11 protein-coding genes and 1 other RNA gene are annotated in these 12,351 nt (G+C 26.7%); 3 read left to right on the forward strand and 9 right to left on the reverse strand.

Annotated features, from left to right (window positions below; all coding sequences use genetic code 4):
• The first annotated feature begins 333 nt into the window (after positions 1-333).
• Positions 334-576 (forward strand): hypothetical protein, encoded by a 243-nt coding sequence (locus T390_RS0103240; RefSeq protein WP_027335060.1) that lies wholly within the window; start codon positions 334-336, stop codon positions 574-576.
• A gap of 355 nt (positions 577-931) precedes the next feature.
• On the opposite strand, the gene T390_RS04175 is transcribed toward T390_RS0103240, so the two are convergent.
• The 9 genes from T390_RS04175 to T390_RS0103285 form a co-directional block, all read right to left on the reverse strand.
• Positions 932-1,111, reverse strand: a complete 180-nt coding sequence (locus tag T390_RS04175) for a hypothetical protein (protein ID WP_169733489.1) — start codon at positions 1,109-1,111, stop codon at positions 932-934.
• A 417-nt stretch (positions 1,112-1,528) separates the two neighbouring features.
• Complete coding sequence (locus tag T390_RS03870) at positions 1,529-3,301, reverse strand: glycosyltransferase family 2 protein (RefSeq protein WP_051590866.1); 1,773 nt, start codon at positions 3,299-3,301, stop codon at positions 1,529-1,531.
• A complete protein-coding gene (gene hinT, locus T390_RS0103255; RefSeq protein WP_027335062.1) occupies positions 3,301-3,636 on the reverse strand; it encodes a histidine triad protein HinT in 336 nt (111 codons plus the stop codon). Before hinT ends, T390_RS03870 begins: the two co-directional genes overlap by 1 nt.
• Positions 3,636-5,018 carry a HinT-interacting membrane complex lipoprotein P60 gene (locus tag T390_RS0103260; RefSeq protein WP_051590867.1) on the reverse strand — a complete coding sequence of 461 codons (1,383 nt, stop codon included), beginning with the start codon at positions 5,016-5,018 and terminating at the stop codon, positions 3,636-3,638. The genes hinT and T390_RS0103260 overlap by 1 nt, the downstream gene beginning before the upstream one ends.
• Entirely contained in the window at positions 5,018-7,105 is a 2,088-nt protein-coding gene (locus T390_RS0103265; protein WP_027335064.1) for a HinT-interacting membrane complex protein P80, read from the reverse strand. Before T390_RS0103265 ends, T390_RS0103260 begins: the two co-directional genes overlap by 1 nt.
• A gap of 149 nt (positions 7,106-7,254) precedes the next feature.
• A complete protein-coding gene (locus T390_RS0103270) occupies positions 7,255-7,584 on the reverse strand; it encodes a hypothetical protein (RefSeq protein WP_027335065.1) in 330 nt (109 codons plus the stop codon).
• 11 nt (positions 7,585-7,595) lie between these two features.
• The gene (locus tag T390_RS0103275) at positions 7,596-7,883 is read right to left on the reverse strand and encodes a hypothetical protein (RefSeq protein WP_027335066.1); all 288 of its coding nucleotides are present in this window, start codon (positions 7,881-7,883) and stop codon (positions 7,596-7,598) included.
• A 98-nt stretch (positions 7,884-7,981) separates the two neighbouring features.
• Positions 7,982-8,254, reverse strand: a complete 273-nt coding sequence (gene rpsT, locus T390_RS0103280) for a 30S ribosomal protein S20 (protein WP_027335067.1) — start codon at positions 8,252-8,254, stop codon at positions 7,982-7,984.
• 90 nt (positions 8,255-8,344) lie between these two features.
• Entirely contained in the window at positions 8,345-10,735 is a 2,391-nt protein-coding gene (locus T390_RS0103285) for an MAG1360 family OppF-related protein (protein WP_027335068.1), read from the reverse strand.
• Between the two features lie 69 nt (positions 10,736-10,804).
• Between T390_RS0103285 and ssrA the strand changes: the two genes are divergently transcribed.
• Together ssrA and T390_RS0103295 are read left to right on the forward strand one after the other, a co-directional pair.
• Positions 10,805-11,192, forward strand: a transfer-messenger RNA (tmRNA) gene (gene ssrA / locus T390_RS04045).
• Positions 11,193-12,152: 960 nt separating this feature from the next.
• On the forward strand, positions 12,153-12,351 hold a 199-nt coding region (locus T390_RS0103295; RefSeq protein ID WP_027335069.1), incomplete at its 3' end, for a hypothetical protein.

Below are 12,351 nucleotides of genomic sequence, written 5' to 3' on the forward strand. Positions count from 1 at the left end.
AGTCCCTTCTATTGAAAATGAAAAAGGTTCACTACTAGGACGTGAATATGATCCAAGATCACATGGTTATACATTAGATAATCAACCTAAATGACAGGATTTAGGCAATAAGCACTTTGTCTTAGCTTCTGATGAAGAAGTTCAGAAATTTAAGAAAAATGAAGAAATCTAAAAACCTATAAAACAGGCTTATAATAAAAAATAAAACACATAGACATTTAGCTACTTGTGACTATGTGTTTTTTATATATGGAAAAATTACCATTTATTATTCAAATATTTGAAATAACTTTACAAAAAAAAAAAAAATAAAATGAGAGAAGGAGGTTTATTGTGAATAAATGTAAAATTCTTGCTAAAGTAAATTTGGGCTTAATGATTTCCTTAATATTTGTCGTTTTGACTTTTGGGGTAATTGTGGCTTGTTTATATTTATATATAGGAGCAAATAATAAGTTTCCCGCTGACTATCCAAATAAATCATTGGATGCGGATTTAGCAAATATAAAAGATATAAAAAAAGTATATTGGGAGTATATTATGGATTTACTCCTGTTTTGGGATTACTCTCAATAGTAATACTCGTAATCCAGATTTTTATTACTGTTTCTGTTAGTGAAAATAATCAACTATTTTTACTTTCTGTAATTGGATTATTCATATTATTATTGGCGATGATTGCAAATATAATCTTAATTGTAAAATGAAATAAACTTGACATTACTAATGAAAAATCATTGTAGCTTATATGAATTGATTTGTAAGTATAACTAACATTAATTTTAAAAAAGGAATTTATGAAAAATGTTCAAAATCTAGCGAGAGCTAATATTATACTTCTCATTATTCAATTGATTTTACTTGCATTGTTTGCTTTATTAAATATCACGACTGTTAAAGCTCAGTTTTTTATAGCTTTTGAAGCATCGCTTTATAGTTCTTTTGAGGGTATTTGGTTGATTAGGATATTTTCGTGAATGATAATTGTAATAAGTTTGCCTATTTTAATAATTCAAGTAATCATTACTATAAGAGTTGAAAATAATACCAATATATATTGAACTTCATTAATTGGTATATTTCTTACATTAGCTGGACTTATTGCGAACATATTAATAATTACGAAAACAAATCCTGTTTCAGAAACGATAAATACTAATAATTAAAAATATATATTTTTGAATTTTAAAACACACAATTAGGTTTATATTAATAATTGTGTGTTTTAATTTACAAGATACTATTTGTAAGTTTGGAAAATTTAACTAGTATATTGGCTTTACTCTAAATATCCTTTTAATGATTAACGCAGGAATGTATATAGTTTGCCATTTTACTTTGGTGCCTTAAATCGTATCTTTATCTTTTACTTTCGCATATGTTTATTTATATTTAAATTTAATTGTTGATTTCATCAAACGAATCATTTTTTCAGGCATTTATATCGGTATTTAATTTTCATAACATTACTATTGGAAAAAACATCAAAAAAGATATACAGTAAATTATGCATATCTTTTTATTAAAGTTATTGTGTGTTAATCTTTGTTCTCTGAATTTTATTTAAGTTAAATTGTTCATAAAGTTTAAGATCATAATTACATTGCTTGATAAATATCTTTTGGATTTTCTGAATTGAAACTCTACTTGAATTTTGATCAATAATTTCAATTTTAGATTGATTATATTGAATGTTACTTAAATATATTAAGAACATTGATAAAATTGCCGAGATTGTTATTAATGATACTGGTCAAATATTTCTAAAATTAAGAAGTGAAATACCTATTAATACAAGGGAGAAAATTAATTCTTTTCATTGATATTTGAACATATCAACAAATTTATATTTGTATGATGATTTAGGCGTAACAATAAATGTTGCTTTTTTACCAAAAATACCTAAAATTGCTGAAATTAAACTAGTTAAGAACATTGACCCATAAAGAACAAATACTAAAGGAAAATAAATAATGAATTTAAAGAAGTTCATTCTTCCTATTCAATAAATAAAGTCATTTATCATTGGACTAAAGAAGAAAATTATTGTAGGAATTAAGAATCAGGCTGGATAAACCGAACCTAGATTAACTCCTATTAATGGTAGAACTATAATATTTATAAAAATATAGAATGAAAAAAGAGCAGTTAAAGGCAAGTTATATGTAAAAAGAAATATATCCATTTTTTCAAACCAATTCATTTTAGCTTTTGAAATATTTTTGGTGAATTTTTTAATAAATTCTAAGTTTCCTTGCGTTCATTTGGAGTGTCTTTTTTTGAAAGCAATATAGTCTACTGGATATTCTTCCTGACAAATAATTTCTGGAGCAAATGATACCAAGTATCCTTTACTTCTAAGCTCAATAGAAATACATAAGTCTTCAGCAACCATTGGCGGGAAACCGTTATCTAATTTATCATAACATTCAGCCTTTATCATAGCTCCATGCCCTAACATAGTTGAAAAACCAAATTTATGTTTCATAGTTTGATAAACTGGTCAATGGCTATTTACACCTCTGTGAAATAGGTCCATAAAGAAATTTTTATTATTAGTAGCAATGTGATTAGCTTGTACTATTCCAATATTTTCATATGCATAAAAGTGTTTTAAAGCCGATCTAATAAAGTTTCTTGGGATGATTTCATCTGAATCTAAAATTACATAATATTTATAATTTTTACTTTTGCATTCATCAGACATTAAGTAGTGGTTTAAATTACCAGCTTTAAAACCTTTTCTATTGCTTCTTCTAACGATTTTTATATTAATATTTGAATGAGTTTTGGCAAAATTATTTACTTTTTGAATTTCTTCAGGTTTTGTTGAATCATCAAGAATTACAACGTCGTAATTTTTATAATCTTGATTAATACATTTAGATAAAGCATCTTCAACTATATCATTGCAACAACAATACACAAGGAGGACTTTATCATTTACGTTTGAAACGTCAGTATTTAAAACCTTTTTATATTGTTTGTAAATAATTTTTTTGAATAAATAATATCAACAAACATATAAGAAGTCTTTAATACCGTTTAGCCAGAAATACATTAAAAAGATTGCATTTAATGTTATAAAGATAATAGCAGCAGCTCTTCTTGAAGTTGTATCTTTAATAACATTGTTAAAAGGGTCTTTTTGTGCAAAAGTAAAACTATTAATTTTTGTTATATATATATATATGAATAACGCAGATAATAATAATCAAACAATTAAAAGAACTCAATAAAATAAGGAATTCTTTTTAAGTAATGAACCTGTTTTATAGGTTTTTTCTGTTTTTTCGCTCATTAGTTATCCTCACTTTTTTCTTTGTAAGGTATAACGTGAACGTGGGTGTGGAAAATAGTTTGATCAGCTGCAGAACCAGTGTTAATTAAGATTTTAAAGCCTGCTAACCCTTTATCTAAAACTTCTTGTTTAGCAAGTTTTCTAGCAGTGTTTATTAGGTGAGCTGCTGTATCATCATCCATTTCTGTTATGTTTGCAGTTCGTGTTTTTGGAACCACCAAAAAATGTCCAGGTTGTAATGGAAATTTGTCGTAAAAGGCTACGCAGATATCATCTTCGTAAATAAATTTAGCTTCAAGTTCACGATTAATAATTTTTAAAAAAATGTCATTCATTATTTTGCGTCGATTCAGATTTTATCTTTTAATAAGTCGTAAACTTGAGGAACTGATTTATTTATTTTTAACTTGATACCTAATTGAGCAAAAGCTTCAATAGCTTTTTCTAATAACGAAGAATCATTTAAGTAGTATAGGTAAGAAAGTTTATCTAAGTTATCTTTATAGATTGTATTGTGTAGTGATAGTACTTTGACTTCTTCTTTTTCTTGAGGTGTTAATTGTGCAAAATCTTTTGCATATGCACTTGCATCTTTTGCGACGGTTATTTTTTTACTTCCACCAATTGGAACAATTTGATTAATGTATGAAACAATTAATTTATTAGTTACAACATCCATAGTTGAAACGTAAGTATGATTTGCTTCAATTTCATCAAAGCTAACTAAACGTTTATTAACTGGGTCAAATACACCATATAATGAAGATTCAGTTTCTTTCTTTTTCATATCTTCTTCATTTCAGTTTAAGTTGTATTGCGAGTTGTCTTTAACGAAGCCTTCAAAACCTTGAATTTGTTGTTCTTTAGTTTTTAATAATCCATCAACTAATGATTCAACATCAGTCATTTTTTTATTTTGTTGGCCGTTTGAGTCTACAAAATAAGCATTAAAGGAATTTATATCTTTAATATCAAAACCTTTTTCATTACTATCTTTTAAGAAAATGAAGTTTTCATCATTGGTATTTTTTTCATCAAATTTACGATTTCAAAGTTGAATGTATTTATTATTCATTGCATATCTGTTAAGGTAGTAATTATTTAGATCATAATTAACATCTAAACCGTTAGCGTAATATTGAAATTCCTTGCTTGTTGAGTTTTTAGTAATAGTATTTAATTCATCTAGTTTTGAAATAGAGAAGTAAGCTTTAACTAGAAGCATATTGTTAATTTCTTGTTGAATACCTGTTGGGAAAGAAGTTCAAAGTTTTTTGAAGATATCTTCACTAGGAATTTGATTTGGTATTAATCATTGAACGGGTTGATCCGAAGGTCCAAAGTAGCCATTTTTTTCTCATTCTAGGATTTTCTTAACGAAATATTTAGAATCTGAAGCTAATTTTTTATTAGCATAAAGTTGGAAAGCTTTATATGAATCTTTATAAAGTTCGCTTGTTGCGTTTTTGAATTCGTTATTGAATTTATCTCTTAGTTCTGATTCGTTAAACGTACCTGAAGGATTAAGATTATATCTTGAAGATAAGGCATAGAGTTTTCAAATGTGTTCAATGTCTGAAACTCTTTTTGAATTACTCAAAAATTCAAATTGCTCAATTCTTGAAGGCGTTTCAATGTTTACACCACACGAAGCAGAAATTAAAGCTGTAAAAGGAGAGACAACTGAACCTAAAAATAATAAATTACGTTTTTTCATTAGTTGCCTCCATTTCCTAAGAATTCTTTAGTCATAAATTTAATTAGAATGCTTGTTGCATCTTCAGTTTTATTGTTTGTAAAGTATACTTTTCCGTCTTTTAATTCAAAACCATTGATGTAATCTGAGTTAGCTTTATCAGTTATTCATTTTTCAGCACCATCTGTAAGGCCAATTAATTTTTCTGATTGTGTAAATTTAAGATTTCTTTTTACATTTTCTTTTAGTTCGTTAATTGAAGCATCATCATATTTTACATTTGCCAGAGGTTTACCATTTTTATCTTTAGCAAAAGGATTATTTTGTTTTTTAATGTATGTTAAGAAGTCTTGTTCATTAAGCATAATGTTAATGTATTCTTCTTTAGGCAAGGTTCTATTTATTTTTGAAAGAGCATTGTATTGAACACCTGTTTTTTTGTCAAATTTCTTTTTAATGATGAAGTCATTTTGAATCATTTTAAAGACATCTTCATTTGTAAAGGTTTTGCCATTTCCTAAATACATTAATTTAAAGCCTTCAGCAGTTAAAATTCCATAGACATCATTAATACCTTTGATTTTATAAATTAGGTTAATTTTCCCATTGTTGATGAATAATTCTGAAAGAGGTTTAACAATTAGTTCATTATATTTTTCGTCTGTTAAGCCTGTTTTATTGGTTTCGTTTACTTCTTTAAAGAATTTATTGATTTTGTTGTTGTATTCTGATGCTTTTAGGTTATCTGTAATGTTTTCATCTGTTACACCAGCTTGTTTTGCAATTTCTTTTCTAACTTCTTCAAGTTTGCCAAAATAATCAATTTCTCTTATATGAGTTGTTGCGTTTTCACCAAAAACAACTTTAGGGTTCATTGCTAAGAAAGTGTTGAAGTTAGCGATAGACATTAATTCACTTAAGGTAGTTAATCCAGCCGTTCCTCAGTTTGATTTAATTGCAGTTGAGCTTGAAGAAAATGAAGTCAAGATTTGTGAATATCCTACAGCATCTTTATTTAAAAGATATAAACCGTTAACAGGTTGTTCTTTTACAACTAAATCAATGTAGTGCGAAAAGGGCTTAAATGTTTTTGTAATTAAATCGGTTGGTTTATCAGGTGCACTTTCAACATTAAATGTACCTGTTTGAGCATAGAACATATACTTAAGCATTCTTTCTCTATCAAAGTTTCATTTTTCTTTTGCGTTTGCGGGTGCAATTCCTGGAAGTGTAAATTCACTAATAATTACAGGTTTTTCGTTGTTTAAAAAGTGTGCAATAAAAGGTGTGGCTAATTTGTATTCATCATTTAAAACAAAGCTTTCGGTTGCTAAAGCCAAATCGTCTCCATCGATATTTCAGAATTTATTAGTTCCTTCGTGTCATCAGTTAAATGCAAATTGACCATCTTTAGTTTTTCTTTGGATTTCATCTTTTTTGTTTCCAGAAATTAATCTAAAACGACGAAGAGCATCATTTAGAATTGATTTAAATACCTTACTTTTTACAGCTTCATCAATTGTTTTTGATCCATCGTATGTATTGAATAAATATTTGTTAAATTCAGTTTCTCAGTTGTCAGTACCAAACTGAATTTTCATATTGTTTTGGATATCCAAAATTTCTTTTTTAAATTTACTGCTTAATTCAGAAATTGTACTTAAACGGTATGATTTAACATCTGATGCACCAGCATCTTTGGTTTCGTTTCATATTTTTTCAAATTCTGCTGAAGCTACTTGTTCCTTGTTGTAAAGATAGTAAATAATTTGACGATTCATTTCGTCAATTTTCTTTTCGCTATCTTTTGAAGTTTCATTTTTGTAGTTTTGTTCATAATCGCCGATGTTAATGTTTAAATTTGCACCATTGTAATCAGAACTAATTAAATTCTTGCTTTGTTCGTAAGGTTGCAAGTAATTTTTCTTAGTTGAGTTAATAACTAATGGAACTGTAATACCAGTTGCAATGGCTGTGATTAAAACAGATGAAGTTACAATAATTTTTCATCTTTTGCCTTTAGGTTTTGATTTATAAACATTATTATTCTCTTGCTCGGCGTTTTTCTTAATTAAACGCTCGAAAAAGGATTCTTTTTTCTTTCCCATTTTACTCTCCTATTTAAGATATTAATAATATTTTAAATTATATATTAATTTAAGTTGAATTTGTTAGATGTTAAAAATAATAAAATTAAAAAAATACTGCAAATTTAATTGCAATATTAATTTACTAAAACAGCTGTTTTATAGGAGTTTTATTCATTTATTGCTTTATTAGCTACTATTAAACAACAAGCTACGAAACCAATAGGTAGAACTACACAACCACATATAAATAAGGTTATTAAGTAGTGCTTAAAGTTTCATTTTGTACAAATTATTATTTGAATAATAAAGAATGCCGTTAGACATCCTAATGCAATAACAGTTGCAATAGCATTAAAGTAAAATAGTGAATTATTGTCCAATAACATTTGCGTTTTAGCGTATTTATAAGTTAAAACACTTAGTGTTTGAAAAATAACATATATTGAAAATAATACGATGTTTACTATAGCAAGTTTTCTAATTTTTGAATTGTTCATTTTGCCCCCAGTTAAATCATCTGATTGTTCAGCGTTATTTTTTCATTATCTGTATTTGTTTTTTCGTTATCTGGCTTCTCATATCCGCATAAAATCATTATATTAGCTACTAACCCGACAATTGGAATAAAACATCCAACAATTGAAAGAACTCGAATTGTAACATTTTTTGTTTTTGAAGCAATAATGGCTTGAAAAACAATGTGTAATATTCACGCTACAAATGTTCAAATAAAGAAGAATAGAACTATATTTGTAATGGCAAAACCTTTTGTTTCACTGTTTGTTTTTTGGTTCATTCAACAACCTCCTTATTAAATTTTACATTATTTAATTAATAAAAAAATTTAGGCACGTTAAAGCCTAAAATTTTCATAATTGTGTTGTAGAAAGCTTACTATTCAGCTTTATTTTTTTGTTCATTAACAAATTTATCTAAACGAGATGATTTTCTAGCACCTTTATTTACGTGGAAAACACCTTTTTGAACTGCTGTAGCAATAATTGAATGTGCTTGTGCAACTAATTCTGTCGCTTTAGCGTCTTTGGCTAAAACTGCCTCACGAGCAGCACGGATTGCTTTTCTTACACGTGTTTTCATTGCATTGTTTCTTTGTCTGAATTCTTCTTGTTTAACAATGCTTTTCATTTTTGATTTGATATTTGCCATAATAAGCCTCCCTTTTTATATTAGTTAGTTGTTGCTAACTTAAAAATCGTTTATATTATAAATTAAAAATTACATTTAGACAGAATATTTTTAATAAGATGAATCTTCATCATTAATTTGGATCATGTTGCCTTCATGATTTGTGTGGCTTTCAAGTTCAGCAAATAATTTTTGGTCAGTTATTTGAGGCATATTTCTCTTATTAAAATTTGAAATAAATACTTCATCATCCATAAATGGACTGATTAACTGAGTTTGCTCTAAATTTTTAGCACTATCTTTTTTTGTTAACGACCTTTTTGAAGGTTTTTTATTTAATAAATCATTTTGTTGGTTTGTCCAGTTTGAATATTCATCCAAAGAAGCTGTCAAATAGTGATTTTCACCTATTTTATATTCGTCTTTTATAAGCGAATTTTGTTCACTAACATAATCATTTTTAAAATCTATATTTAAAAACAACTTTTTTAATTTTGGACTAACTGGATGATTTAATATAGTTTCATACTTACCATGTTCAAATTCAAAATTATTTGAAAATACATACACGTAATCAACTTTTTTATATTTTAATGTTTCGATATTATTCGTTATTAATAAGGTAGCTGTTTCTGTTAATTGCGTTAAATCGTCGCACACTTCAAGTAGTTCATTTCTTAAATCACTAGATATTCTGTTTGAAAAGTCTTCAATAATAATTAATTTTGGTTGCTGAACTAATTTTGAGATAAGTCCTAGTTTTAGTTTATTTATTTTAGACGAGCTATTATATGTTTTTAATAAGTCTTCAACTTGCATATTGCTTCTATCAAAAATATTTATAAAACTGGAAAATAAATAAAATTGTTTTATATTACTAATCTCAGAATTTTTCTTGTCAAAAACTATATTTTTTAGATTAATTAATTCAGATATTAAAGATATTGCTATATCAGATAACTTATAAAGATATGATATATTATCTTGTAGGTCAAGTCTTTTATATTTCTTTAAACTTTTTGAATTTAAAATTGCTTTAAAAGCAGTGTGAATAGTTTTTCAGATATCTCAACTGTTAGGCAGTTCAGAAAAGATTCTTTTGTTCTTTTTTATTCTTTCAAGAAGTAATTCTTCAGAGTTTGCATTTTGAAATTTTTTCTCATTTACCGTTCTATCAATTTTGTTTGCAAGATTTTTAATGGTTATTGAAAAGTTTTGATCATCATGAATATTAAAATATTGTTTTTTAAGATTTTTTATATTTAATTTATTTTGAACAATATTATTTTCAATTACTGATTTATTTTGATTGGATATAGATATTCAATTATTAATGTTAAAAGTTCATATAGGCAATTCAGCAAAGGATTTAATTTTCGTTTGATCCTGTTTTATAGAGTTTTTGAGTTCACTATTACATATAAAATTTATTTCGTGTTTTATGTTATAAATAAGTTCAAAAATATTATCTTCTGATAGATAAGCTAGTTTGAACTGATTTTTATCAAGTACCTTAATAGCAGATTTAATTAGCGAAATTTTTCTGTTCATGTGCAAAGTGATGATAAGATCGTTAGCATTATCTTTTAAAACTTTTTTATAGGTATTTACGTCATTTTTTAAAATTTCAATTCATAACTTTAATAGTTTTAAAGAGTTATTTTTATTATTTACTAAAATATTTTTTAAAATTTTAATTCCTGCTTCATTATCACGAATTGCAAGGTGTTTTTTAACATTAATTACAGTTGGATTTTTGATTTTTTTCATAAATGTATATTGATGTCTTAAAACTGGCAAATCCGGTGAGCCTGTATATTCAATATATTTTTTGTAAGCTGAAAATAATATTTCAAACTTAGAGTTAAAACTTCTAAAAGAATCGAAAACATTTTGCAAAACATTTAAAACAAATTCTTCAAAATTTAATTTTAATTCATTAATACCATTTTCTAATAGAGGCAAATTTTTGCTGTTATTCTCAAAAAATTTTGAAAAATTATTAACAGCTTTTCTAGCACTAATTGTAGAAACATATAATGAATCAACAAATTTTTCTAAAGAATAGAACAAAATTAATTTAAGTTTATTCAATTGTTCGTTAAAAATTTTCTCATAATCATTAATTACAGACGAATTTATTCAAAAATTATTATTAATATCTTCAAAAAGTGAAAATAGAGGTATATTTCCTTCAAGTTCTTCAAAAACATTCATATTGAAAAAATCAATTTCTTTTAAAACATTTTTATTTTTAAGAATTTCAAAATTATTTTTATTTTTAGTAAAGCTAACTATCCCATTATTAGTTTGATTATTCAAAATTTTTCAAAAATTATTATTTAATAATCCTTTGCTATTGTCAGAAATAAAAATCGCAGCCTTTTCGAGCTCACAAATATTAATAGATGAAATATGGATAGGATTCTCGTTTTTGGCAGGAACATTTAAGTTATTAATGGAAAGAACAATATTTTTGTTTTTGATTTTGTCAATATTCATAATATCTATATTATAGATATTTTTTATTTATTATTATAAGTACTAATATTAAATATAATTATTAAGTATGGGGGTGTAATGGCTTCGACATGCATTGGGTTCTTACATAATTAGTGGTCTGCAAACCTTAAGGCTTCTAGGCTTTATATTCGCAAAAGAAGAAAAAGCAGATGTTCGTTCAGAACTTCCAGCATTTGCTATTGCAAATGCAAATATGAATCTTGCATTCGCTTAGTTATAGCGACAAGTGGCTTATTATGAATTCCTTGGCATAATAAGTTGGTATAAAGGATTACTGTATTTACCGGGCGAATAAATATGGGACAATTTAGCTCAAGTATTAATAAAATTTTGTTTGTTAATGTTATTAATACTTCTTAAAAAACAAACTAAACTATAAAAAGTTATGTATGAGTTTAATGTGTGGACTCGGGTTCAACTCCCGACATCTCCACCATATGAAAAGCATAGGTTTGATACAATAGTGTCAGACCTTTTTTCTTTCACGAATAGAGTTATTTTCCCTTTCTGTAAATTTCAAATCAGCCTTGTTTGTAGAGGTGTCAGTCGGCACTTTTACGAGACTTTTTTCTTTTATCTAAAACTAATACGGAACGATTACTAAAAAGTTTAATAAAAATTTCAGTTTTACCTAGACAGATATTCATTACAAAAGTGGGGTTAAATTTTGGAACCTCACTTTTGTAATGAATAAATCAATGAGGTCTCTCTTTTCTTTTTACTTGGTTTTTGATTCAATCCTTTTTTGTTTAACACGATGACGGCTTGATGTTATATTGCGGAAGAACAAGCAACCATTGAAGGGTTAAGCAAAGTGATATCTGCCAAGATAAGGGAAAACACCAGAACCATTCAAGACATGATCGAGTTTGCGAGAAAGTATGACGAGCTTACCAAATAGTATGACGAACACAAAACGACCCTTGATAAAGCACTAAAATGTAAACGTATTTTGACACTTTGAAAATGGCTGATGATTATATAGGAGTTTGGCCAGACGAGATGTGGATTCTAATAGTGGAAACAGCAACGGTTCACAGAGATAAAACTATACTTTCGGGTTCGTAAATGGATGAGGAATAAGAGTATAAAAAAATGAACTTTGCGATACCTTTATGGTAACATAATAGCGATCAGTTTTAGGATGCTTCCAACCGACCCAAAACTATTGAGAGTCCGATATTTGCGTAGTGCCTACGGCTTGTTAAAATATAGAACACATTCGGAATCGGAAACAGTTTCAAGCCTCTCTTTATGAGTGTCTTTTTCTTTTGTTAAATTAGACAATTTCTGCTTAATCAAATTAGTATTATAATAATATTGCATATATGATTTATTTTTTTCATATATATATATATATATATATATATATATTGTAAATATTAATCGAGGTCATATGTCTAAAACAAAAACAAAATCTAAGCTATTTGTAATGATGTTTAGTGCACTTTTTATTGCTTTGCTTGTCTCACCTTTCTTTATTAACGCTATTGTTCAAAAAGGTGTTGATTTTAAATTCGGCGATAAAACAACAACATTTTTAAGTGGATATATTTTAGGATTTTCAATATTATTAATTGCACCGGCTGGAATGA

This window comes from Mycoplasmopsis felifaucium ATCC 43428, from assembly GCF_000687775.1.
In the GTDB taxonomy this organism is placed as follows: domain Bacteria; phylum Bacillota_I; class Bacilli_A; order Mycoplasmatales; family Metamycoplasmataceae; genus Mycoplasmopsis; species Mycoplasmopsis felifaucium.